This is a genomic window from Mycobacterium sp. SMC-11, from assembly GCF_046250095.1.
GTDB lineage: Bacteria > Actinomycetota > Actinomycetes > Mycobacteriales > Mycobacteriaceae > Mycobacterium > Mycobacterium heraklionense_A.
Map to the genome: position 1 here is coordinate 3,430,058 of NZ_CP176430.1, position 23,627 is coordinate 3,453,684.

20 protein-coding genes are annotated in these 23,627 nt (G+C 68.9%); 4 read left to right on the top strand and 16 right to left on the bottom strand.

Annotated elements, in window-relative coordinates; translation table 11 throughout:
* Positions 1-14: 14 nt before the first annotated feature.
* The 4 genes from ACKY0X_RS16265 to rfbD all read right to left on the bottom strand — a co-directional run bounded on the left by ACKY0X_RS16265 (position 15) and on the right by rfbD (position 3,286).
* On the bottom strand, positions 15-371 hold the full coding sequence (locus ACKY0X_RS16265) for a hypothetical protein (RefSeq protein WP_409426870.1): 357 nt from the start codon (positions 369-371) through the stop codon (positions 15-17).
* Positions 372-460: 89 nt separating this feature from the next.
* Complete coding sequence (locus ACKY0X_RS16270) at positions 461-1,534, bottom strand: sugar phosphate nucleotidyltransferase (RefSeq protein WP_409426871.1); 1,074 nt, start codon at positions 1,532-1,534, stop codon at positions 461-463.
* On the bottom strand, positions 1,531-2,400 hold the full coding sequence (locus ACKY0X_RS16275) for a glycosyltransferase family 2 protein (protein ID WP_409429664.1): 870 nt from the start codon (positions 2,398-2,400) through the stop codon (positions 1,531-1,533). The genes ACKY0X_RS16270 and ACKY0X_RS16275 overlap by 4 nt, the downstream gene beginning before the upstream one ends.
* Positions 2,401-2,428: 28 nt before the next feature.
* Entirely contained in the window at positions 2,429-3,286 is an 858-nt protein-coding gene (rfbD, locus tag ACKY0X_RS16280) for a dTDP-4-dehydrorhamnose reductase (protein ID WP_409426872.1), read from the bottom strand.
* Between the two features lie 181 nt (positions 3,287-3,467).
* Here rfbD and ACKY0X_RS16285 point away from each other — a divergent pair, with 181 nt between their 5' ends.
* From ACKY0X_RS16285 to ctpC, 4 genes are all read left to right on the top strand, one after another.
* The gene (locus ACKY0X_RS16285; RefSeq protein ID WP_409426873.1) at positions 3,468-4,940 is read left to right on the top strand and encodes an LCP family protein; all 1,473 of its coding nucleotides are present in this window, start codon (positions 3,468-3,470) and stop codon (positions 4,938-4,940) included.
* Positions 4,941-4,983: 43 nt separating this feature from the next.
* On the top strand, positions 4,984-5,676 hold the full coding sequence (locus ACKY0X_RS16290) for a TIGR03089 family protein (RefSeq protein ID WP_409429665.1): 693 nt from the start codon (positions 4,984-4,986) through the stop codon (positions 5,674-5,676).
* A gap of 135 nt (positions 5,677-5,811) precedes the next feature.
* Positions 5,812-6,093 carry a DUF1490 family protein gene (locus ACKY0X_RS16295; protein ID WP_409426874.1) on the top strand — a complete coding sequence of 94 codons (282 nt, stop codon included), beginning with the start codon at positions 5,812-5,814 and terminating at the stop codon, positions 6,091-6,093.
* Positions 6,094-6,124: 31 nt separating this feature from the next.
* Positions 6,125-8,341, top strand: a complete 2,217-nt coding sequence (ctpC, locus tag ACKY0X_RS16300; protein WP_409426875.1) for a manganese-exporting P-type ATPase CtpC — start codon at positions 6,125-6,127, stop codon at positions 8,339-8,341.
* 96 nt (positions 8,342-8,437) lie between these two features.
* Here ctpC and ACKY0X_RS16305 read toward each other — a convergent pair whose 3' ends face one another.
* The 12 genes from ACKY0X_RS16305 to ACKY0X_RS16360 all read right to left on the bottom strand — a co-directional run bounded on the left by ACKY0X_RS16305 (position 8,438) and on the right by ACKY0X_RS16360 (position 23,615).
* A complete protein-coding gene (locus ACKY0X_RS16305; protein WP_065038895.1) occupies positions 8,438-9,106 on the bottom strand; it encodes a cation transporter in 669 nt (222 codons plus the stop codon).
* Between the two features lie 133 nt (positions 9,107-9,239).
* Positions 9,240-11,240, bottom strand: a complete 2,001-nt coding sequence (locus ACKY0X_RS16310; protein WP_409426876.1) for a serine/threonine-protein kinase PknD — start codon at positions 11,238-11,240, stop codon at positions 9,240-9,242.
* Positions 11,241-11,324: 84 nt separating this feature from the next.
* Entirely contained in the window at positions 11,325-12,443 is a 1,119-nt protein-coding gene (gene pstS / locus ACKY0X_RS16315; RefSeq protein ID WP_409426877.1) for a phosphate ABC transporter substrate-binding protein PstS, read from the bottom strand.
* Positions 12,444-12,525: 82 nt separating this feature from the next.
* Entirely contained in the window at positions 12,526-13,845 is a 1,320-nt protein-coding gene (locus ACKY0X_RS16320) for an acyltransferase family protein (RefSeq protein WP_409426878.1), read from the bottom strand.
* A 6-nt stretch (positions 13,846-13,851) separates the two neighbouring features.
* Positions 13,852-15,582: a DUF2339 domain-containing protein gene (locus ACKY0X_RS16325; protein ID WP_409426879.1), complete on the bottom strand. Its 1,731-nt coding sequence runs from the start codon at positions 15,580-15,582 to the stop codon at positions 13,852-13,854.
* A 62-nt stretch (positions 15,583-15,644) separates the two neighbouring features.
* Positions 15,645-16,298 (bottom strand): response regulator, encoded by a 654-nt coding sequence (locus ACKY0X_RS16330; RefSeq protein ID WP_409426880.1) that lies wholly within the window; start codon positions 16,296-16,298, stop codon positions 15,645-15,647.
* Positions 16,274-17,398, bottom strand: coding sequence for a MacS family sensor histidine kinase (gene macS, locus ACKY0X_RS16335; RefSeq protein ID WP_409426881.1), 1,125 nt, complete (start codon positions 17,396-17,398; stop codon positions 16,274-16,276). The genes ACKY0X_RS16330 and macS overlap by 25 nt, the downstream gene beginning before the upstream one ends.
* Positions 17,395-18,549, bottom strand: coding sequence for an acetate kinase (locus ACKY0X_RS16340; RefSeq protein WP_409426882.1), 1,155 nt, complete (start codon positions 18,547-18,549; stop codon positions 17,395-17,397). The genes macS and ACKY0X_RS16340 overlap by 4 nt, the downstream gene beginning before the upstream one ends.
* Complete coding sequence (pta, locus tag ACKY0X_RS16345; protein ID WP_409426883.1) at positions 18,546-20,645, bottom strand: phosphate acetyltransferase; 2,100 nt, start codon at positions 20,643-20,645, stop codon at positions 18,546-18,548. Before pta ends, ACKY0X_RS16340 begins: the two co-directional genes overlap by 4 nt.
* Before the next feature lie 4 nt (positions 20,646-20,649).
* Positions 20,650-21,783 carry an aminotransferase class V-fold PLP-dependent enzyme gene (locus ACKY0X_RS16350; RefSeq protein WP_409426884.1) on the bottom strand — a complete coding sequence of 378 codons (1,134 nt, stop codon included), beginning with the start codon at positions 21,781-21,783 and terminating at the stop codon, positions 20,650-20,652.
* A gap of 87 nt (positions 21,784-21,870) precedes the next feature.
* Complete coding sequence (locus ACKY0X_RS16355) at positions 21,871-22,437, bottom strand: maleylpyruvate isomerase family mycothiol-dependent enzyme (RefSeq protein WP_409426885.1); 567 nt, start codon at positions 22,435-22,437, stop codon at positions 21,871-21,873.
* 8 nt (positions 22,438-22,445) lie between these two features.
* Positions 22,446-23,615: an acyl-CoA dehydrogenase gene (locus tag ACKY0X_RS16360; protein ID WP_409426886.1), complete on the bottom strand. Its 1,170-nt coding sequence runs from the start codon at positions 23,613-23,615 to the stop codon at positions 22,446-22,448.
* Positions 23,616-23,627 lie beyond the last annotated feature (12 nt).

The following is a 23,627-nucleotide window of genomic DNA, read 5'->3' on the forward strand; positions in this document are numbered from 1 at the left end:
CCCTGCCCGCGGGCTCATTGGGAGTCGGTGACCCGCGTCCAGGGCTGGCAGTTCTGCGACTCGAAGGCCTTGACCGTGACGGGAATGCTCGCGTACATCGGACCGATGGACGTATTCGTCTGGACCACATGGTCCTTGGCCGCATCGGGTGTGCTGTAGGTGAACCACGAACACATCGACTCTTGCGTCGGTACGTTGTTGATCCATACGCCGAAGGCCGAACCCGAACCGCCAGTGTGATACAGGCCAGGGGCGATATCGGTGCCGACCTGATAGACGCCGTTACCGGGAATCGGGTCAAGCGGATCGGCAGCTGCCGACGGCGCCATGGCTACCGCTGCCAGGCACGCGACGAGGACCTTGGTGAACATGACTACGACTATCCACCGTTGACTCTGCGTCTATGGCGGAAAAGTGCGAGAAGGGTGCGCCCTGAGCGCAGAGTCAGCCGGGAACCGGCTCAGACGTCGCTGGAGTAGCGGATTCCGCAGTCGGGGATCGACACCCCGGGCCACACCCGAGCCCCGCGCAGCAGCTCGCAGCGGGCCCCGATGTCGGCGCCGTCGCCGATCACCCCGTCGCGGATCAGCGCCCGCGGCCCGATCCGGGCGCCGAACCCGATGATCGAGCGTTCGATCACACTGCCGGCCTCGACTTTCACCCCGTCGAAGATCACCGCGCCATCGAGGCGGGCGCCCGGGCCGATCTCGGCGCCCCGGCCCACCACGGTTCCGCCGATCAGGACCGCCCCCGGCGCCACCGAGGCACCGTCGTGCACCAGCGCCTCGCCGCGCCGGCCGCCCAACGCCGGTGACGGCGCGATGCCGCGCACCAGGTCCGCGGACCCGCGCACGAAATCCTCCGGGGTGCCCATGTCGCGCCAGTAGCTGGTGTCGACGTATCCGCAGACCTTCACACCGTCTGCCAGCAGCGCCGGAAACACCTCGCGCTCCACCGACACCGGGCGCCCGCGCGGGATGCGGTCGATGACGTCGCGGGACAGCACGTAGCAACCGGCGTTGATCTGGTCGGTCGGCGGGTCCTCGGTCTTCTCCAGGAATGCGGTGACCCGTCCGTCGTCGGTGGGCACGCAGCCGAAGGCACGCGGGTCGCCGACGCGGACCAGGTGCAGGGTCGCGTCGGCGCCCTGCTCGCGGTGGTACGCGTGCAACTCGGTCAGATCAGCCCCGGACAACACGTCACCGTTGAACACCATCGCGGTGTCATGGCGCAGCTTGGGTGCGACGTTGGCGATACCACCGCCGGTGCCCAGCGGCTCCTGCTCGGTCACGTAGTCGATCTGCAGGCCCAGCGCGGAGCCGTCGCCGAACTCCTCGGCGAACACCTCCGGCTTATACGACGTGCTGAGGATGACGTGCTCGATGCCGGCGGCGGCGATCCGCGACAGCAGGTGCGTCAGGAAGGGCAGACCCGCGGTCGGCAGCATCGGCTTGGGCGCCGATAGGGTCAGCGGCCGCAGCCGGGTCCCCTTGCCACCGACGAGGACCACCGCGTCGACTTGGCTCAGTGTCACGGGTGTCCCTTCGTCAAGGTGCGGCGGGCGTTGCGCACCGCCAAGTGTGAGCGCACCGCCAGCGCGCCCCGCATGCTCCAGCGCAGCGGGGCCCGCCACCAGCCGGTGTGCCGGTCGGCGAGGTAGGTATAGGTGCTGCGGTGGTGGGCGGCCAGGTTGCGCGCGGGGTCCTTGCCGGTGGCGTGGCCCTTCTGGTGCAACACCTCGGCCGAGGGCACGTAGACGTTGAGCCAGCCGGCCTTGCCTAGCCGGTCCCCCAGGTCGACGTCTTCCATATAGAGGAAGTAGCGCTCGTCGAAGCCGCCGATCGCGTCGAACGCGGCCCGGCGCACCAGCAGGCAGGCTCCCGAGAGCCACCCGACCGGCCGCTCGCTGGGTTCCAGCCGTTCCTGCCGATAAGCGCGGGTCCAGGGATTGTTGGGCCACACCGGACCGACCACGGCGTGCATGCCGCCGCGGATCAGGCTGGGCAGGTGGCGGGCCGAGGGGTACACCGAGCCGTCCGGTTCCCGGATCAGCGGACCCAGCGTCGCCGCCTGCGGCCAACGGGCGGCCGCGTCCAGCAGCGCTTCGATGCTGCCCGGACCCCACTGCACGTCGGGGTTGGCCACGATGAGAAATTCGCTGCGTTCGCCGCCCTCGGAGTCCAGCAGGGCCACCCCGGCGTTGACCGCTCCGCCGTAGCCCAGGTTGGACCCGGTATGCAGCAGCTGCACGTTGGGGTAGCGCTCCGCGGCTTCCTCCGGTGCACCGTCGGTGGATCCGTTGTCGGCCATCACCACCCGCACCGGGCGGTCGGTCGCCAGCGACAGCGATGCCAGGAATCGGTCCAGATGCCAACCCGGCGAATAGGTCACCGTCACCACCGGTAGGGCCTCACTCACGGCGTAGAGGTTATCTGGCCAAGGCGGCGGACAGTGCATCGCTCCACCGGCGCAGCGGTGCCAGGCCGGCCCGCGCCGACTCGGCGCCCGACAACGCGGAGTAGGCGGGCCGGGCCGCCGGGCGCGGGTGCGCGGCACTGCTGACCGGCCGTACCCGGTCCGGGTCGGCCCCGACCGCGGCGAACACCGCCCGGGCCTGTTCGTACCGGCTGGCGGCCCCGGCATTGGCGGCATGCAACACCCGAGCGCTGGGCCGGGCATGGGCCAGGACCAGCAGCGCATCGACGAGATCGCCGACATAAGTCGGGGACCCGATCTGGTCATCGACCACCTGCACGTCCCCGTCGCCCGCGGCCTTTTCGCGCATCACCGCGGCGAAGTCGGAGCCGCCGGCGGCGCCGGTGTAGACCCACGCGGTGCGCACCACCAGAGCATCCGGAGAGGCCGCCAGCACCGCGTTCTCACCGGCAAGTTTGGTAGCGCCGTAGACGGACAGCGGCCGGGTGGCATCGCCCACTTCGTACGGGCGCGGCGGGGCGCCGCCGAAGTCGCCGTCGAAGACGTAGTCGGTGGAGATGTGGATCAGCCGGGCCCCGGCCCGCGCGCAGGCGGCCGCCAGGTGGCCCGGCCCGGCGGCGTTGACGGCGTGGGCACGCTCGGGGTCGTTCTCGGCGGCGTCGACCTGGGTGTAGGCCGCACAGTTGACCAGCACGTCCCCGGCCCGCAAGTCGACGGCGTCGACCGCGGCGGCATCGGTGATGTCGCACTGCGCCGAGGTCAGGGCCAGCACGTCATGGCCTGTCTCGGCGGCGCGGGAGCTCAGAAAAGTGCCGACTTGGCCGCCGGCGCCGGTGATCACAATCCGCATGAGCGTCGAGCTTATGCGGCGGTCCCAACTTCACCTCTCCTCCGTCGAGCCTCGCTGAACCGCCGACCCAATGCGGCGGCCCCAGCTTCACCTCTCCTCCGTCGAGCCTCGCTGAACCGCCGGTCTGGCACGCCGCAGTCGGCTACCGCCGATACAGCAGTTACGCAAGTAATCTGAAGTGATGCCTGCGCAACGTGTGATTCGTGTGATTGCCACCGTGGCAGCCGTCGCCATCGTCCTGGGCACCGGGGTGGCCTGGAGCCAAGTCCGGTCGTTCGAGGACGGCATCTTCCACGTCTCGTCCCTGGCGCTGGGCAACGGCGGATCCGACGGCGCGGTCGACATCCTGCTGGTCGGGATGGACAGCCGCACCGACGCTCACGGCAATCCGCTGACGCCGGAGGAGCTGGCCGCGCTGCGCGTCGGCGACGACGAGGCCACCAACACCGACACGATCATCCTGGTCCGGATTCCCAACAACGGGAAGTCGGCCACCGCGATCTCGATCCCCCGCGACTCCTACGTGGCGGCACCCGGGCTGGACAAGACCAAGATCAACGGCGTGTACGGAGCCACCCGGCTGGAGACCGCCGACGCGCTCGTCGCATCCGGGATGGACCCGATCCAGGCGCAGGCGCGCGGTACCGAGGCGGGCCGCGAGGCCCTGATCAAGACGGTGGCCGATCTGACCGGCGTCACCGTCGACCATTACGCCGAAATCGGACTGCTCGGGTTCGCGCTGATCACCGATGCCCTCGGCGGCGTGGACGTCTGCCTCAAGGAACCGGTGTACGAGGAACTCTCCGGCGCGGACTTCCCGGCCGGCTGGCAGCGACTCGGCGGCGCCCAGGCACTGAGCTTCGTGCGGCAGCGCCACGAACTCCCGCACGGGGACCTGGACCGGGTCCGGCGCCAGCAGACGGTGATGGCGTCGCTGGCGCACCAAGTCATCTCCGGCAAGACCCTGTCCAGCCCCGGCACCCTGTCGCGGCTGCAGGCCGCGGTACAGCGGTCGGTGGTGCTGTCGGCGGGCTGGGACGTGATCGACTTTGTCACCAAGGCCCAAGATCTGGCCGCGGGCAAAGTGGCGTTCGCCACCATCCCGGTGCTCGAGGAGTCGGGCTGGAGCGACGACGGTATGCAGAGCGTGGTGCGCGTCGACCCCGGCCAGGTGGCCGACTGGGTCGCGGGGCTGCTGCACGATCAGGACGAGGGCAAGACCGAGCTGCTGGCCTACAACCCGGAACAGACCACCGCCAGCGTGCTCAACGACACCGACATCAACGGCTTGGCCGCCGCGGTCTCCGGGGTGCTCAACGCCAAGGGGTTCGGCACCGGATCGGTCGGCAACAACGAGTCCGGGCACGTGCCCACCAGCCAGGTGCAGGCCGCCTCGGCCGACGACCCCGGCGCACTGGCGGTGGCCAGGGATCTGGGCGGATTGCCGGTGGTGTCCAACGAGTCGGTCCCCACCGGTTCGGTGCGCGTCGTGCTGGCCAACGACTACACCGGGCCCGGATCGGGCATGGGCTCCGGCGGCAGCAGTGCGCAGGCGGCCGGCATCTCCAGCTACGACGACGACGAGGCGCCCCAAATCCCGGTTGCGCCACCGATTCTGACCGCGGGTTCCAACGATCCGCAGTGCGTGAACTAACGTCGCTGCGGTGATCAACCTCAGCTCGGCGATCCTTGATCCGATGATGCGCGCCGACCCGGTGGGGCCACGGATCACCTATTACGACGACGCTTCCGCCGAGCGCATCGAACTGTCCGCGGCGACGCTGGCGAATTGGGCGGCCAAGACCGGCAACCTGCTGCGCGACGAGCTGGGTGCTGCAGCCGGCAGTCGCATCGCGGTCTTGTTGCCCGCGCACTGGCAGACGGCGGCGGTGCTGTTCGGCGCCTGGTGGATCGGGGCCGAGGTGCTGCTGGAAGCGCCGGACGGTGATGCCGACATCGCGCTGTGCACCGCCGAGCGGCTCGACGAGGCCGACGCGGCGGTGGCCACCACCGGCGGCGAGGTGGTGGTGCTGTCGCTGGACCCGTTCGGCCGGCCGGCTCCCGACCTGCCGGTGGGCGTCACCGACTACGCGACCGCGGTGCGGGTGCACGGCGACCAGATCATCGCCGAACGCGCCCCCGGCCCCGCCCTGGCCGGCTCGTCGGCCGACGACGTGCTGGCGGCGTGCGAAAAGTGCGCGGCAGCGCTGGGACTGACATCGTCGGACCGGGCGTGGTCGACCAAGGACTGGAACAACCCGACCGCGCTGATCGAGAACATGCTGACCGTGTTCGCCGTGGGAGCGTCCCTGGTGCAGGTCACCAACCCCGACCCCGACCTGCAGGAGCGCCGCCGGACCAGCGAGAAGGTCACCCGAAACCTGGATTGACGCGATTTCGGCGCGATTGTTCCCGCACAGCGGGCGCAACCGCGCCGAAATCGCCATACGGCGATACATGCATAAATGCTTATATGCTGATACTCTTGCCCGCAAGAACCCGCCGGACGAAAGAGGAGATGACTCATGGCAGTGCAGGGATTGCTGGTGAAAGCGGCGTCGACGGTGTTCACCGGACTGGTCGGGGTAAGCGCCTACGAAGTAGCCCGCCGGGCACTGGCGAAGGCCCCGCTGCATGAGGCGGCGGTGACGGCCACCGAGTGGAGCCTGCGCGGAACCCGGCGAGCCGAAGAGGTCGCCGAGTCGGCACGACTGAAGGTGGCCGACGTGGTCGCCGAGGCTCGCGAGCGCATCGGCGAGGAATCCACCCCGCCGGCAGCGGCCGTCGCGCACGACCACGACCACTGACCACCCGGCGCCGACGATGGGGAGCGCAGCGATGAACGGCAGCGGCGCCATAGCGACCGTGCCGGCCGGCGACGACGAGTTGACGGTCATCTCCGATGCCGCCGGCCGGATGCGGGTGCAGGTCGCCTGGGTCCGTGGCGATTCACGGCGTGCGGTGGCCGCCGAAGAGGCCGCCGGCCGCGTCAACGGGGTACGTACCGTGCACGCCTATCCGCGTACCGGCTCGGTCGTGGTCTGGTACTCCCCCAAACGCAGTGACACCGCGGAGATCCTCGCGGCGATCGCATCTGCGGCCACCGTCGCCGCCGAGTTGATCCCCGCCCGCACGCCGCGCTCGGCCGACGTCAGCAACACCGACGTGCTGCGCATGGTGATCGGCGGCGCGGCGCTGGCACTGCTGGGGATGCGCCGCTACGTCTTCGCCCGGCCGCCGCTGCTGGGCCCCAGCGGTCAGCTCGTCGCGACCGGCGCCACGGTCTTCATGGGTTACCCCTTCCTGCGGGGGGCACTGCGCTCGATTCGGTCCGGTAAGGCCGGCACCGACGCACTGGTGACCGCCGCGACCGTGGCGAGCCTGGTGCTTCGGGAGAACGTGGTCGCGCTGACCGTGCTGTGGCTGCTCAATATCGGTGAGTACCTGCAGGATCTGACGCTGCGCCGCACCCGCCGTGCCATCTCGGATCTGTTGCGCGGCAACCAGGACACCGCCTGGGTCCGGCTGCCCGACGGTACCGAAGTGCAGGTGCCCATCGACACAGTGCAGATCGGCGATGAGGTGATCATCCACGACCACGTGGCGATCCCGGTCGACGGCGAGGTCATCGACGGCGAAGCAATCGTGGACCAATCGGCCATCACCGGCGAGACCCTGCCGGTCAGCGTGATCGCCGGGACGCGAGTGCATGCCGGGTCGGTAGTGGTGCGCGGCCGAGTGGTGGTCCGGGCCACCGCGGTGGGAAACCAGACCGTGATCGGCCGCATCATCAGCCGCGTCGAGGAGGCCCAGCACGACCGCGCACCGATCCAGACCGTCGGCGAGAACTTCTCGCGGCGCTTCGTACCGGCCTCGTTCATCCTGTCGGCGATCACCTTGGTGCTCACCGGCGATGTCCGCCGCGCGATGACGATGCTGTTGATCGCCTGCCCGTGCGCGGTGGGGCTGGCCACGCCGACCGCGATCAGTGCGGCGATCGGCAACGGCGCCCGGCGCGGCATCCTGATCAAGGGCGGCTCGCATCTGGAGCAGGCCGGCCGGGTGGAAGCGATCGTGTTCGACAAGACCGGCACGCTGACAGTGGGCCGTCCGGTGGTGACCAATATCGTTGCCATCCACAAGGATTGGCAGCCCGAACAGGTGCTCGCCTATGCCGCTAGCTCGGAGCTGCATTCGCGTCACCCACTGGCCGAAGCGGTGATTCGGTCCACCGAAGAACGTCACATCAGTATCCCGCCGCATGAGGAGTGCGAGGTCCTGGTGGGGTTGGGCATCCGCACCTGGGCCGACGGCCGCACCCTGCTGCTGGGCAGCCCGAACCTGTTGCGCTCGGAGAAGGTTCGCATCTCCAAGAAGGCGGCGGACTGGGTCAACAAGCTGCGCGCGCAGGCCGAGACCCCGCTGCTGCTGGCAGTCGACGGCACCCTGGTCGGGTTGATCAGTCTGCGTGACGAGGTACGACCAGAATCACGCGAGGTGCTTGAGGCGTTGCGCGCCAAGGGTGTTCGCCGCATCGTTATGCTTACCGGCGATCACCCGGAGACCGCGGCAGCGGTGGCGGCCGAACTCGGCATCGACGAATGGCGAGCCGAGGTGCTGCCGGAGGACAAGCTGCAGGTGGTCCGCGGACTGCAGGACGAGGGCTACGTGGTGGGCATGGTCGGTGACGGCGTCAACGACGCACCGGCATTGGCCGCTGCGGACATCGGGATCGCGATGGGCCTGGCCGGTACCGACGTTGCGGTGGAGACCGCCGATGTCGCCTTGGCCAACGACGACCTGCGCCGGCTGCTCGACGTCCGGGACCTGGGCGGACGTGCCGTTGAGGTGATCCGGCAGAACTACGGCATGTCGATCGCGGTCAACGCCGCCGGCCTGTTGATCGGCGCCGGCGGAGCACTGTCACCGGTGCTCGCGGCGATCCTGCACAACGCGTCGTCGGTGGCCGTCGTCGCCAACAGCTCGCGGTTGATTCGCTACCGGCTGGGCGTCGAGGCGGCGACGCCGATGGCGTCCGTGCCGTCTGTGCCGTAATCTGTCGAGGTCCCGACTGTTCCTGTCGAGCACCACCACCAGCTCCAGGGCAGTCGGGACTTAGCGTCGGTAGGCGCAATAGCCCGTTAGCAGCCGTTAACAGCCACAGCCCTCGCCGCGCCAGGAGCGGAAGCCCTGCCACACCGAAACGGCGGCCACCCCTAGACCGATCAGCGGGTCAAGCCACCAACCGCCGGACCACTGAGTGGTGAGAGTCAGACCGACCAAAACCGCGGCGGCCTGGATCGCACACAGATAGTTCTGCACTCCCTCACCGACGGTCGCCGCCGAGCCGAGCCGCGTGCCGAGCCGGCGCTGGGCCCGGCCCAGCATCGGCATCACCAGCACGGCCGCAGCGGTGACCGCGATGCCGATGGCGCTGCCTTCGCTGCGGTGGTCGCCGACGAAGTGGCGTATCGATTCCGCGGCGATATAGGGGGCGTTGATCCAGAACGAGATCGCCACGCCGATCTGCGCGCGTCGCTCCGCCGTCTCGGACAGTGTGCGGGCACCGGTGAATCGCCAGATCACCACGGCCCCGGCCAGCGCCTCGGGAATAGCACCCAGCGCCCAGCCGGTCAGGGCGATCGAACCGGCGGCCAGGCCCTGCCACAGGCCCACCACGCCTTCGATTCCCACCAGGACCAGGCTTACCCAGGCCAGCCGACGAGCCCAGGTCGCTGCGCGGTGCCAACCCGCATCGCGAACGACGGGAACGCCGTGGGCATGCCCGCTGTGATCGTGATCGTGGTCGTGGTGCCCGATGGTGGTGCCCGGGGCGTCGATCACCGGATTGGCGACGCCCGCTGCGGGGCCCACGACGCTACTGTCCACGCAAAAAATGTTACCTGGCGTTTCGGTGAGGCAGCCGTCACAGCGCCGGCGCCTCAGGCGCCACTCAGCTGTTGGAGACCACCTTGACGACGCGGTCGTTACCGCGGTCGGCGACGTAGACATTGCCGCGTTTGTCCACGGCGACGTCCAACGGGGCGTTGAGTCCGGTGAACGGCAGTACCACCGGGATCGCGGCCCCGGCAGCCAGCTTCACGACCTTGTTGCGGTTGTGCTCGGTGACGTACACGTCGCCGGCTTCGTCCACCGCGATACCCCACGGGGCGACGATCCCGGCGAAGGGCAGCACCACCTGTTCGCCCGAGGCGGCCACCAGCTTGAGCACCCGGTTGTTGGCGGTGTCGGTGACGTAGACATTGCCGGCGGAGTCGACTGCCACCCCGTCGGGCTTGTTGAGGCCGACAAACGGCACCGTGGTCTGCGTGTTGGTGACGGTGTCCAGGCGCAGCACCACGTCGTTGCCGCGGTCGGCGACATAGACGTTGCCGCCGTCGGAGTCCACCGCCACCCCGTCGGGGTCGTCCAGGCCGGCGAACGGCAGCACCGTGTGCGTCTCGGAGTCCGCGCCGAGCTTGACCACCCGATTGTTGACATCGGAGAAGTACACGTTGCCGATGCCGTCGACCGCCACGCCGCGCGGCTGGTACTGGTCGCTGAAGGGCACCACCGTCGAGGCGGCCGAGTCGGCGGCCAGGCGCACCACCCGGCCGTGGATGCCTTCACTGCTGACGTAGACGTTGCCGTCGCCGTCCAGCGCCACCCCACCCGGCGAGAGCCGGAAGTCCAGGTCGGTGAACGGCAGCACGTCCTGCGGGGGTGCCGCCACCGGCGTCGCCGACGAGGGCTCCGACACCACGTGCCCGATGCCGGCGACGACGGTGACCGCGGCAACCGCCGCGGCCGCCACCAGCACCGGCTTGCGGGGCAGCCGCCACCGTCGAGACGGGGTGGGCATGACCGTGGTCGGAGTCTGCAGGTCGTTGCGTAGCAGCGGTGACATCGGGAACGGCGCCGGGGGCGGGCCGCCCAGACCGGTGCCCAAGGCGGCACCGAATCCGATGTCGGTCGGCGCCCATCCGGCCCGGCTCACGCCGGCCGACGCTGCGCCGCCACCTCGGCCCTCGGATCTGGGCTCGGGTTCCAGGCCGCCGGGCAGGTGCAGTGCGGGTTCGCCGCGCCGCAGGATCCGGGACACCTGGTGGCGTTCGGGCTCGGTCAGCGCCTGGTAGGCAGCGGCGGCGAGCTCACCGGCGCTGCTGTAACGCTCCTCGGGTTTGCGGGCCAGCCCGCGGGCCAGCACCGCGTCGATGGCCGCCGGAACGCGCCCCGGGCGCAGCTTGCTCGGTTGCGGAGGCTCGGCGGTGCGGCGTTCTTCGATCGCCTCGTCGAGGGTCTCCGCCGAGAACGGGCATACCCCGCTGAGTGCCTCGGCCAACACAGCGGCCAGCGAGTAGATGTCGGCGAGGTGTGTGACCTGCTCGCCGGTCAGACGCTCGGGCGCCATATAGCGCAGGGTTCCGACCGCCGGCTTGGCCCGCACGCCCGGTTCGGCGATGGCCGCGGCAACCCCGAAGTCCATCAGATAAGCCAGGTCGTCCTCGGTGAGCAGGATGTTGTCGGGTTTGACGTCGCGGTGGACGACGTAGGCGTTGTGGGCCGCGTCCAGGGCCGCGGCCACCTGCCGCACGATGGCCACCGCCCGCGGCGGGCTCAGGGGACCTCCGTCGGCCAAGGCGGTGGCCAGGTCGGTGCCGTCGATCAGACCGGTCTCGAGGTAGAGCACCTCGTCGATCTCGCCGTAGGCGCGGATCGGCACCACATGGGGCTCGGTCAACTGCCCGGCGGCTTCTGCCTCGTCCTCCAGTCGGCCACGGAACGCCTCGTCGGCAGAGAGCGACTCGGAGATCAGCTTGAGCGCCACCGTCTCGTCGTTGCGGGTGTCCTCGGCCCGGTAGACCTCACCGACGACGCCGTAGCCGAGCAACCGCCCCAATTGATAGGGGCCGAACCGCGATCCGGTCCGCAAACCCGGCTCGGGATTGTTCACCGACGACGCTCCCTTCGACCACAGTGCCGCGCACTGCGGCGAAAGATTGGCTACCAGACTAACCGGCGCCGACGCCGCAAATAGTCACGAGATCGCGTTGACCGCAGTCTGGAGCCTGGTTTTGAAGGACGGCGGCAGAGGAATGAAGCCGTACTGGTCCAGCCCGTCCTGGCCTGGACCGATCGCAGCCTGCAGGAACGCCTTGACGGCCGTGCCGGTGGCGGCGTCGGGGTATTTCGAGCAGACCATCTGGTAGGTCGCCGACACGATCGGGTAGGCGCCGTGTTCGGCCGGCCGGTAGAGCGACGCCGTATCCAGTACCAGGTCGTTGTCGGGGTTGGCGTCGGACACGAATTTCGCCCCGGCGATCGTCTTGCCGACCGATTCGGCGGAGATCGCCACCGGTGCCGAGCCGGCCGCGGTGACGATCTGGGCCATGGGCAGCTGTTTGCCGACCGCGAACGACCATTCGTTGTAGGTGATGGATCCGTCGGTGGTCTGCAGCACCGCCGCGGCACCGTTGTTGCCGGTGGCGCCTTCGCCGATGCCGCCGTTGAACATGTCGCCGCCGCCGGCGTACCAGGATCCGTCTGAGGCAACGTCGAGGTACTTCTGGAAAGTCGCGGTGCTTGGTGACCGGTCGCTGCGATACACCACGTGGATGGGAAGTGCGGGCAGCGCGACGCCGGCGTTGAGCGCCTTGATCGCGGGGTTGTCCCAGCTGCCGATGCTGCCGTTGAAGATCTTCGCCAGGGTGGGCCCGTCCAGGCTGAGGCTGTTCACCCCGTTGATGTGATAGGTGACGGCGATCGGACCGAACACCAGCGGCAGGTCCCAGGCCGGCGAGCCGCACCGCTCCGCGGCCCGTTCCGGCTGCGACTTGGCGGCGTCCATGGCCACCTCGGAGCCGGCCAGGTCGATCTCGTTGGCGATGAAGTCATCGACACCGGTGGCGGAGCCGTTGGCGTCGTAGACCAGCGCCTGCCCGGGACAGGCCCGGGAATAGGCGTAAGCGAACTGCTCGATCGCGTTGGCCTGGACGGTCGAGCCGCCGGCATGCAACTCCTGCTTGCCCCCGCAGTTCACTCCTGCCGCCGGGTCCTCGGCGGACACCAATTGATCCGAGCCGCCGCCACAGGCCGAAACCGTCAGTGCGCCAACAGCCAGCAGGGCCGGCAGCACAATTGATCGGCCGAATTTCACAGGACGACACTGTACCGCGGCCCGCCGCGAGCGGGCCTGGTACGGGCGGATGCGCTGCGACCGGTACTCCCCCGCCGCCGAGTCAGGACCGCGACCGGGTGTGCGACGACGGCGTGCCGGCCCGGCAGACCAGCAGCCGAGCACCGATCAGCGCGACCAGCATGACCGCGACGCAGATCAGCCCGTCGTCTTTGAGACCCCATTTGATCGCGACCAGCGTTGCCGCTCCGGCCGTCATCAGCAGCAGACCTGCGGCGGTGCCACGGCGCCGTGCCGCCGAGACCGGCGCGTCCCAACCGGGCAGCGGATTGTTCTCCAGCGGCCGCAACACCACGAACAACAGCGCTACTGCGGAAGCCACGATGATCAACTGCGCGACGCTGATGGCGACGAAATTCGGCTGACCCGGGTAGCGGGCCCAGCCCAGCTGGTCGAAGACCAGGTGCACACCCAGCAGCACCGGGATATGCCACAGGTACAGCGTCATCGCCCCGGAGTTTCCTACCGCGGTCAACCACCAGACCCGGGGCCGGTGCGCCCATCGGGTGATCGCCGGCGCGGCGCAGATCGCCAGCGCGCTCATGGCGATCGCGTGCCCGGCCAGCAGCAGGGACGGCGGGCTGGTGTTGGACAACTGGTGGTCGCCGGTGCCGACCATGCTCAGTTGGTAGGGCCCGAACCGCACCAGCACCACGTCGATCGCCACCATCAACACCGCGATCGCCAGCGCCTTATGCCGCGGCACCAGTGCTCGCCGGTAGGCGACACCGAACATGGCTGGGATGAGCCAGACGGCGAGGTTGAGATAGCCGATCGGCGCCAGCGCCGGGTGCTGCAGTCGTAGTGCGTCGACCACGCCGATCGCCGCATAGACCGCGGCGACACCAGCGAACAGCGTTCCGGCGGTGGTGATCCGGTACAGCAACGGCATCGCGGCCAGCACCAGCACGTAGGCACCGAGAAACCACAGCAGTTGAATACTGACGCCGGCAACCGGTTCGTAGACGTGCTGCGGCAGCAGCGGGCGCAGCACCGCCAGGGCGGCGACCCAGAACCCGAGATAGAAGAAGACCGGCCGGAACAAACGGGTGCAGCGTTTCATCAGCCAGCCGCCCCATTCGCCGCCCGGGCGCCACGTGGTCAGGCACGCGGCGGCACCGGCGAAGAAGAACAGCGGCATGACCTGGAAGACCCAGGTCAGCCACGCCAGCGCGGGTGTGGCCGTCAAGAGATTGTCCCAAATCAGCACGCCGTCGCGGATGATGCTGGTGGCCATCACGGTGTGGCCGACGACGACGCCGATCAGCGCGCTGATGCGCATGACGTCCAGGGCGCGATCGCGCCCGGCCGGTGTGGCCGCGGCCAGCTCGGTGGGGTTGGGGAAGCCCAGCAGGGTGGTCATCGTCGGTTACCTCTCGTCCTGCTGCGCCAGGCTGCGGGCGTAGCCGGTGCCCATTCCCAGCAGCAGCAGCCCCGCGGCGATGAACGCCGCGACCCGGAACATGCCGTCGAGGGTGCCCAGATCGAACAGGAACAGCTTCGCGGTGGCGGCTGCCGTCAGCGCCAGGCCGGCGGTGATCGCCCAGGTGCGGGCGCCGCGGTCGTCGAGGCGCAACGCGTAGCGCAACAGGACCGCCGCCATCACGATCCAGCACAGGGTGGCCACCATGTGGCCGGTCAGGAACCCACCGCCGGTTCCACCGATCGCGACACCCGCGGTGACCGTGAACGCGGTGACGGCGTAGCCGCTCAGCGCCCCGCCGACCACGGCCAGGACCGGCGTATTCGCGGGGTTCGTGTTGGGGGCGCCCGCGTATGCGCGTGCCATGACGACCACCAGCGCGATCGCCAGCAGGCTGGCGATCAGCGTGGACACCGTGTCTGCGCTCGACATCGCCGTCGCGCTGATCAGGTTGTCCGGCGATGCGTAGTGCAGGTAGACGATCGCCCCCGCGAATCCGAATCCTGCTGCGACCCAACGGGCCACGCCAACGGTCCGACCGGCGACCCCGACGACGACGGCCATAGCCAGCAGCACCGGGGCCAGCACTGAGCCGTGCAATGCCGTGGTCACCGCGATCAGCGCGGCGACCGCGGACAGCGCCGAGAAGATCTGGACGACGACCGGCGGCAGTGCCCGATGAGCTCCGACGATCGCGAGCATGATGACCGACAGCGTCGCCGCCAGCACGGTGGCGGGCACGGGGTCCACCGCGGCCCCGGCCGCCAACACTGGGAGGGTTCCGGCGGCGGTCAGCAGCGCGATCGCAGCCGGCCTGGTGGTGGTCGCCAGCACCATCAGCCCACTGACGACGGCCAGCAGCGCGCCCACGGCGCAGGCACCGCCGACCAGCCAGCCATCGCCGCCGATGCCGACCAGCGCCACCAGCAGGGGCAGCGTGGCAGCCGCGATGCGGGCCGCGAACATCCCGGTCCAGTCCTTGCCCAGCTGCACCGGCAGCGCCGCCGCCGACAGTGCCAGCAGGAATCCGATCAGCAGCAGGTCGACGTCGCCGGTGACGATCGGGGCCAGACCGATCAGCGGGACCAGCACCAGCACCCCGAGGTGTTCGGAATTCCAGCGCCGCGCCAGTGCCAGGCCGGCCCCGCCGGCCGTGGCCGCGACCACCAGCCCGACGGCTGCGGGCACCCACTGGTAGTAGGCGGTGATCGCGATGATGTCCAGGTAGGCCGCGGCGATTCCGGTGGCTGCCAACGCGATGGCCCCGGTGCGTCCGCCCGGCCGGTTGTGCAGTCGGCATGCCGCACCGACCAGCAGGGCCGAGAGCACGAACCCACCGGCCACCCGGATCTGCGGGCCCAGGATGCCGGCTTGGGCGGCCATCACCAGCAGCAGCACCACGCCGACCAGCGTCACCGCGACTCCCGCGACGGCCAGTACTTTGCCGATCCAACCCGAGTCGCCCTCCCCGGTAACAGGTTTCGGTTCCACGGTCGGCGGGGCCGGCCGCACCGGCAGAACCGCTGGGGCCATCTGTGCAGTTGGGACGATCTGGGGCGCCGGGGTGTGCAGCGCCCGGTCCAGTTCGGCAAGTTCAGTCGAGACCCGGTAGAGCTGCCACGACAAGGCGTGGCATTCCGCGGTAAGGCGGTGCAGTACGGCATGTGGTTCGGTCACCCGAGCAACGATGCCGCATTGCGGGCACGAATCGGATGAGTAGGACTACTCGATTTCGGCGGTCAGCTGTCCAGCCCGTGTTCGATGGCGTAGCGGGTCAGCTCCACCCGGTTGGCGACCTGCAACTTGCGGAATGTCGCCTGGACATGGTTTTCGACGGTGCGATGGCTCAGACAGAGCCGTTCGGCAATCTGCTTGGCGGACAGGCCCTTGGCGACGTACCGCAGCACTTCGGTCTCCCGCTCGGTCAGTGCGGGGGTGGCGGGCCCAGCGTCCGGGCTGCGCTCCAGGCGCCGGTATTCGCCCAGTACCAGCCCGGCCAGTCCCGGAGTGAACACCGCGCGGCCGGCTGCGGTGGCGTGCACCGCAGCGGTCAACTCTTCTCGTGAGGCGCTTTTGACCAGATAACCGATCGCGCCGGCTTTGACCGCCTGCAGCACGTCGTCACGTTCGTCGGAGGCCGACAGCACCAGCACCCGAGATGCCGGGGAGACCTCGAGCACCGCGGTGGTCGCGGCCACCCCGTCGCCGTCTGCCAGGCGCATGTCCATCAGCACCACGTCGGGTTTCACGGCTGCGGCGCGGCGCCGCGCCGCGCCCACCCCGTCGGCGGTGGCGACCACGCTGAAGCCGGAATCGGCCAGGTCGCGGGCGACGGCGTCCCGCCAGATCGGATGGTCGTCGACCACCATCACCGTCGGATACTGAGTTCCCATTCGGTTCCCTCCCCGGCCGCGGTGTGCAACTCGGCGCTGCCACCCAGTGCCGCCAGCCGGCCGACGATCGACTTCGACACCCCGACATGTCCTTGGCGCGCAGCCTCTTCCAGCCGCCCGGCGGCGATGCCAACACCGTCATCGCGCACGCTGACGGTCACCGTCGCGCCCAGGTCTTCGCAGAGCACAAAGGCTCGGGCGTGCGTACCGGCGTGCGCCCGCACATTGTCCAGGGCATTGCCGACGGCGGCGTCGAGCTCGGCGGCCGTGCGCTGGTCCAGCAGCACAGGAGTGCCGGGCAGGCTCAGCGACACCCGATCGTCCGCGCGACGGCTCAGCAGCGCCCGAAGATCGGTGGCTTCATCGTTCGGGGTCACGTTCGGGGAACTCACCAGCCGGCGCAGCGCGCGTTCCTGCTCGCCGGCCAGTTCAGCCAACTCGGCTGCCGCTCCGCCGATTTCGCGCCCCTTTCGGGTGACCAGCGCCAACACCTGGATGACACCGTCGTGGACGTGCCGCGACAGCCGCTCGCGTTCCTCGGTGGCGGCGGCCAGCCGGGTAGCCCGCTGCAGGTCGTCGTGGGCCCGCCGCGCCGTCTGCGCAGCCATGCCGACCGCCAGGCCAAGCGCCAGCTCGACGATCATGGTGGCGTTGCGGCCGAAGTTCAGGCTGACGTAGCCCTTGACGAAAGCGCTGGCCGCGGTCACCACGGCCGCGGTCGCCATGCCGCCGGTCGAACCGAACTGCAGGGCAGCCGAGATGGTGGCGTTGCTGGCCCACAGGGTCGTCGGCCAGGTCTGGTTGTCCAGTTCCCACTGCCGGGAGGCGACCACCTCGGTGGAGAGCATCAGGGCTACCACCACACCGATCTCGGCGATCACCCATCCCGGCCGACGGGCGAATCCGCGCAGATAGCCGACCGCGCACAGGCCGCTGTAGCCGATCAGCACCGCGAACAGCGCCCAGGCCAGCCCCGGCCGGCGCAGGTCGTCGTTGATCGCGAGCTGAAATCCCAGCGCGTACAGGCAACTGAGCAGCCGGAACACCTGCGCGGCCCGCCACAGCGGGGTCACCGGATCCAGATCGCGGCCGACGCTCACACGAACTGCCAGGCCGCCCGCGCGATCGCCAACTCTTCATTGGTGGGAACCACCAAGACCGTGGTGCGCGATCCGTCGGCCGAGATGATTCGGGCGCCCTTGCCGGTGCGGTTGCGTTCGGGGTCCACGACGATGCCCAGCCCGTCCAGGCCGGCCAGCGAGTCCACGCGCACGCTGGGCGCGTTCTCCCCCACCCCAGCGGTGAAGGCGATGGCATCGACGCGGCCCAGCACGGCCAGGTAGGCGCCGACGTATTTGCGCAGCCGGTGAATGTAGACGTCGTAGGCCAGCCCGGCGGCCTCACCCAGCGCGCCGCCGGCCTCCCGCTGCTCCAGCAGCTCCCGAAAGTCGTTGACCCCGGACAGCCCTTTGAGCCCAGAGCGGCGGTTCAGCAACTCGTCGAGCTCATCGACACCCATCCCGGCGGTGCGGTTGAGGTGGAACAGCACGCCCGGGTCGATGTCACCGCTGCGGGTCCCCATCACCAGGCCCTCCAGCGGGGTCAGACCCATCGAGGTCTCGACCGCCTTGCCGCCGCGCACTGCCGACGCCGAAGCGCCGTTGCCCAGGTGCAGCACGATGATGTTTAGCTCGCCGGGGTCACGGCCCAGTACGGCGGCGACCTCACCGGAGACGTATTCGTGTGAGGTGCCATGGAATCCGTAGCGGTGGATGCCGTATCGGGCGGCAACGTCACGATCGATGGCATAACTGGCGGCGGCCGCCGGCAAGGAGTGGAAGAAGCTGGTGTCGAACACCGCTACATGGGGTACGTCGGGAAAATCATTGCGGGCCACCGCGATCCCGATCACGTTGGCCGGATTGTGCAGTGGTGCGAGCTCAGATAGCCGTGCCACCTCGGCCACCACATCATCGGTGATCAGGGTGGGCGCGTGGAACAGTTTGCCGCCGTGCACCACCCGGTGCCCCACGGCGCGGACGGCAGCCAGGTCAATGCCGGAGTCGACGAGCTGCCGGTGGATCTGATGCAACCCGGCGGCATGGTCGGCCACCGGACTGTCCGGCTCGCCGATCTGCTCCACCAGCCCGGACAGCAAGGCGGTCCCGGCCACCGGATCGACCAACTGGAACTTGATCGATGACGAGCCGGAGTTGAGCACCAGCACCAAACCGGGTGCGGTTGTGGTCATTGAGTCACTCCCTGCGCCTGGATGGCGGTGATGGCCACGGTGTAGACGATGTCGTCGACCAGCGCCCCGCGGGACAGGTCGTTGACGGGCTTGGCCAGTCCCTGCAGCACCGGACCGATTGCGATCGCACCGGCACTGCGTTGCACCGCCTTGTAGGTGTTGTTGCCGGTGTTGAGGTCGGGGAACACCAGTACGGTGGCCCGCCCCGCCACCGGCGAGTCCGGCATCTTGGCCGCCGCGACTCCCGCGTCGACCGCGGCGTCGTATTGGATCGGACCGTCGGCGAGCAGATCGGGGCGACGCTCGTGCACCAATTGCGTTGCGGCACGGACCTTGTCCACGCCGGCTCCGGAACCGGACTCACCGGTCGAGTAGGACAGCAGCGCGACTCGGGGGTCGATGCCGAACGCGGCCGCGGTGGCCGCCGAGGAGATGGCGATGTCGGCGAGTTGCTCGACGGTCGGATCGGGTACCACCGCGCAGTCGCCGTAGGCCAGTACCCGGTCGGACAGGCACATCAGGAACACACTGGACACCGTGGACACCCCGGGCGCGGTGCGGATGATCTCGAACGCCGGCCGGATGGTGTGCGCCGTGGTGTGCACCGCACCCGACACCATTCCGTCGGCGATTCCCAGGTGCACCATCATGGTGCCGAAATAGGAGATGTCGCGCATGATCTCGCGGGCACGGTCCTCGGTGACGCCCTTGTGCGCGCGCAGCCGGGCGTATTCGGCGCCGAAGGTGTCCCGCAGGTCACTGGTCTCGGGGTCGATCACCCGCGCGGCGTCCAGGTCCACGCCCAGCTCAGCGCCGCGCTGACGCACCGCGCCTTCCACGCCGAGCAGGGTCAGGTCGACGATCCCGCGGGACAGCAACCGCCCGGCTGCCAACAGGATCCGGTCGTCGGTTGCTTCCGGCAGCACGATGTGCCGCCGGTCGGCTCGGGCCCGTTCCAGTAGCCGGTACTCGAACATCTGCGGGGTGATCACGGTCGACGCCGGCACCCGGATTCGCTCGGCCAGCTCGGCGCCGTCGATGTGCTCGGCGACCAGGGCAAGCGCGGTGTCGATTTTGCGCAATGCACCGACGGTGATCCGCGAGCCGGTGTGTGACACCTTTTCGGCGGTGTCGTAGGTGCGGTGGCTGGTGGCGATCAGCGGCAGCGTGGGCCGCAGCCCTTTCACCAATTTGTCGATGGCCGGGTGCGGCAGCAGGCCCCCGTTGAGGATGATTCCCGCCAGGGATGGGAAGCCTTGTGCCTCATGGGCGTTCACCAAGGCCAGCAGTACGTCGGAGCGGTCGGCCGGCACGATCACGACCTGCCCCTCGGACAGTCGATCGAGAATGTTCTCGGCGGTCATGCCACCGACCATCACGCTGAGCGCCTCGCGGCGCAGCAACTCCGGGTCACCGCTGTAGACGGTGCCCTCCAGTGCCGTGCAGAGTTCGGCCATGGTCGGCGCCGACAGCAGCGCCACCTCCGGAACAGCGAACGCCGAAACGTCTGCGCCGGCCAGACGCACCGAAATCGCCTGGGTGACTTCGGCCAGCCGGTCCGGGTCGCAACGGTTGGCGATCACCGCTGCCGGATGGGCGTGTACCGCGGCCACCTCGGTCAGGCAGCGCTCGGTGATGTCGGCGACGGCCTGCGCGTCGCGGTTGTGGCCGTTGATCGCCAGCACCAGTGGCGCCCCCAGGTTCACCGCGACGCGGGCGTTGAAGCTCAACTCGCTCGGGTTGACGACGTCGGTGTAGTCGCTGCCGACTACCAGTACGGTGTCGCAGTGCCGGGCGACTTCGTGGAATCGCGCGACGATCTCGCCCAGCGCCGCCTCACGGTCGGCGAACACCTGTTGATAGGTCACGCCCCGGCAGGCACTGTGGTCGTCGATGCTGGCGGTGGCATGGGCGAGCAGCAGTTCGAGTTGCCCGTCGGGCTGGTCCAGCGATCGTACGACCGGCCGGAAGACGCCCACCCGCGTCGATGACGCGGCCAGCAGGTGCAGCAGGCCCAGCGCGAGCACGGACTTGCCGGAGCCGCCCTCGGCGGCGGCGAGGTAGATGCTCGACGTTCCGGCGTTACCTTCTGACATCGGCTCAGGCCAAGGCGATCCGGTCGATCGCGGAGCTCAGTCGCGCCACCGTTCCCTCGATATCGGCTAACTTGTCCAGACCGAACAGCCCAATCCGGAAGGTGCTGAACGTCGCCGGCTCATCGCATTGCAGCGGGACTCCCGCTGCGGTCTGAAGGCCCTGGGCCAGAAACTTTCGCCCGGTGCGGATGTCGGGGTCGGTGGTGTAGCTGACCACCACGCCGGGTGCTTCGAAGCCCGGTGCGGCCACGCTGGGGAAGCCGCGTTCGGCCAGCAGCGCACGAACCTTGCGCCCCAGCGCGAACTGCTGCTCGCGCACGGCGCCGAAGCCGCGGTCGCGGGTCTCGGCCATGGCGTCGCGAAGGCTGCTGATCACGCCGGTCGGCATGGTCGCGTGGTAGGCGTGGCCACCGTTCTCGTAGGCCACCATGATCTCGCGCCACTTCTTCAGGTCCAGCGCGAAGCTGGTGCTCTGGGTGCGCTCCATGGCCTCCAGGGCGCGGTTGGACAGGCCGACCATGGCACAGCCGGGCGCGGCACTCCAGTCCTTCTGTGGCGCGGTCACCAGTACGTCCACCCCGAGGGCCGCCATGTCCGCCCAGACCACGCCGGAGGCGATGCAGTCCAGGACGAACAGGCCGCCGACCGCAGCCGTCGCCGTGCCAATGCGCGTCAGGTAGTCGTCGGGCAGCAGGATTCCGCTGGCGGTTTCCACGTGCGGCACGCACACCACCGCCGGCCGGATCCGCGTGATCGCCTCCTCGACCTCCTCGATGGGCGCGGGAGCGAAGGGCGCCTGGTCGCCGTCACCGGTCGGGCGGGCCTTGAGCACGGTGACGCGGTCGGTGATGCGGCCGGTCGCGAGGATCTGACTCCACCGGTAGCTGAAGAACCCGTTGCGGACGACGAGCACGTCAGCGTCGTTGGCGAATTGGCGTGCGACCGCTTCCATGCCGCACGTTCCGTTGCCGGGCACCACGACCGCCGCGTCGGCGTGGTACACCTCGCGCAGCATTGCCGAGACGTCGTTCATGACGTCCTGGAAGCGTGCGGACATGTGGTTGATGGCCCGGTCGGTGTAGACGACGGAGTACTCCAGCAATCCGTCGGGGTCGACGTCGGGAAGAAGTCCTGGCATGAAGCCTCTCCTAGGTGGGGCGGACAGCGCCGATTGCCAATCTTAGGGCTGTCGCATTCGTGCGTTCACCGATGCGCGCGAACGGCTTCAGCCGATCTCGACATCGGATATGTTGCGGCCGCCGAGCCACAGACCCAGCGCTTCTGCGGTGCCGCGGACAACGGTGCCGCGGCCACGGGGCCGGCCGATCCCGTTGGTGGGTTCGACCCGATACCGGAGCAGGGTCGGCTGCAGCTTCTGCACGGTCAGGCTCACTCCCTCGGCCAGGATCGCGGCCTCTTCAACCGGCGGGATCTCGCGGCTACGCCCTAGCCCGCGCAGCACGTCCTGGTGATGCATCGCCAAGTCGCCGAGCAGCAGCCCGGCCACCGCGCGATCGGGTACCTGCGCCCAGCGCCGGGCCGCGGCGATCAATTCGGCCCGGTCGCGGCCACGTCCCGCCGCGACGACTTCGGCGTTGATCTTGTGCAGCCGCCACGGTGCGCGCAGGTATCTGCCGATCTCGGAGGTACCGATCAGGTGGGCCAGCACGTCACGCGGCGACCATTGGGCGCACAGGGTGGTGCCGTGATCGAATTCAGCGTCCGTGAGCCCGTCGACCGTGTCGATGAACGCATGCCGCGCCGCGCGGACGATGTCGATCCGGTTTGTCATCGCCCGCGTCAGCGCAGGAGGTGTCGGCTCATGACGACGCGCTGGATCTGGTTGGTGCCCTCATAGATCTGGGTGATCTTGGCATCACGCATCATCCGCTCCACCGGGAAATCCGTGGTGTAGCCCGCCCCACCGAACAACTGCACCGCATCAGTGGTGACCTCCATCGCCACATCCGAGGCAAAACACTTGCTGGCCGCGGAGATGAAACCCAACCCGGTCTCCCCACGCTCGGCACGCGCCGCCGCCGAATACACCATCAACCGCGCAGCCTCCAGCTTCATCGCCATATCGGCGAGCATGAACTGCACACCCTGGAACGTGGCGATGTTCTTCCCGAACTGCTTACGATCCTTGGTGTACTCAATCGCCGCATCCAACGCACCCTGCGCAATACCAACCGCCTGCGCACCAATCGTCGGACGCGTGTGATCCAACGTCCGCAACGCCGTCTTAAACCCCGTACCGGGCTCACCAATGATCCGATCCCCCGGAATACGGCAATTCTCGAAATACAACTCAGTAGTCGGCGAACCCTTAATCCCGAGCTTGTGCTCCTTAGGCCCGATGGTGAAGCCCTCGTCGTCGATGTGGACCATGAACGCCGAGATCCCGTTGGCATCCAAGTCGGGGTCGGTCACCGCCATCACCGTGTACCAGCTGGATTTACCACCGTTGGTGATCCAGCACTTGGAGCCATTGAGAATCCAGTCATCCCCATCAGCCTTAGCGCGAGTGCGCATCGCCGCAGCGTCACTGCCGGCCTCCCGCTCACTCAACGCATACGAGGCCATCACCTCACCGGCCGCCAAGCCCGGCAGCACCTGCGCCTTGAGCTCATCAGAACCCGACAAGATCAACCCCATCGTGCCCAACTTGTTCACCGCCGGAATCAACGACGACGACGCACACACCCGCGCGACCTCTTCGATCACAATGCAGGCGGCAACCGAATCCGCACCCTGACCGCCATACTCCTCCGGGACGTGCACCGCGTTAAAACCCGAGGCGTTCAGCGCCGCCAAAGCCTCTTCAGGGAACCGGGCCTGCTCATCGACATCCTTGGCGTACGGAGCGATCTCCTTCTCCGCCAACGCCCGAATCGCCGCCCGCAACTCATCATGCTCCTCGGGCAACTTGAACAGATCAAACGAGGGATTCCCGGCCCACCCAGCCATCTCAGCCTCCTA

Bases quoted from the DNA above. Each gene is read 5' to 3' on its own strand.
- ACKY0X_RS16265 (WP_409426870.1), bottom strand. From the start codon at position 371: ATGTTCACCAAGGTCCTCGTCGCGTGCCTGGCAGCGGTAGCCATGGCG.
- rfbD (WP_409426872.1), bottom strand. From the start codon at position 3,286: ATGCGGATTGTGATCACCGGCGCCGGCGGCCAAGTCGGCACTTTTCTG.
- ACKY0X_RS16285 (WP_409426873.1), top strand. From the start codon at position 3,468: ATGCCTGCGCAACGTGTGATTCGTGTGATTGCCACCGTGGCAGCCGTC.
- ACKY0X_RS16290 (WP_409429665.1), top strand. From the start codon at position 4,984: ATGATGCGCGCCGACCCGGTGGGGCCACGGATCACCTATTACGACGAC.
- ACKY0X_RS16295 (WP_409426874.1), top strand. From the start codon at position 5,812: ATGGCAGTGCAGGGATTGCTGGTGAAAGCGGCGTCGACGGTGTTCACC.
- ctpC (WP_409426875.1), top strand. From the start codon at position 6,125: ATGAACGGCAGCGGCGCCATAGCGACCGTGCCGGCCGGCGACGACGAG.
- ACKY0X_RS16320 (WP_409426878.1), bottom strand. From the start codon at position 13,845: ATGACCACCCTGCTGGGCTTCCCCAACCCCACCGAGCTGGCCGCGGCC.
- ACKY0X_RS16330 (WP_409426880.1), bottom strand. From the start codon at position 16,298: ATGGGAACTCAGTATCCGACGGTGATGGTGGTCGACGACCATCCGATC.
- ACKY0X_RS16340 (WP_409426882.1), bottom strand. From the start codon at position 18,549: ATGACCACAACCGCACCCGGTTTGGTGCTGGTGCTCAACTCCGGCTCG.
- pta (WP_409426883.1), bottom strand. From the start codon at position 20,645: ATGTCAGAAGGTAACGCCGGAACGTCGAGCATCTACCTCGCCGCCGCC.
- ACKY0X_RS16350 (WP_409426884.1), bottom strand. From the start codon at position 21,783: ATGCCAGGACTTCTTCCCGACGTCGACCCCGACGGATTGCTGGAGTAC.
- ACKY0X_RS16355 (WP_409426885.1), bottom strand. From the start codon at position 22,437: ATGACAAACCGGATCGACATCGTCCGCGCGGCGCGGCATGCGTTCATC.
- ACKY0X_RS16360 (WP_409426886.1), bottom strand. From the start codon at position 23,615: ATGGCTGGGTGGGCCGGGAATCCCTCGTTTGATCTGTTCAAGTTGCCC.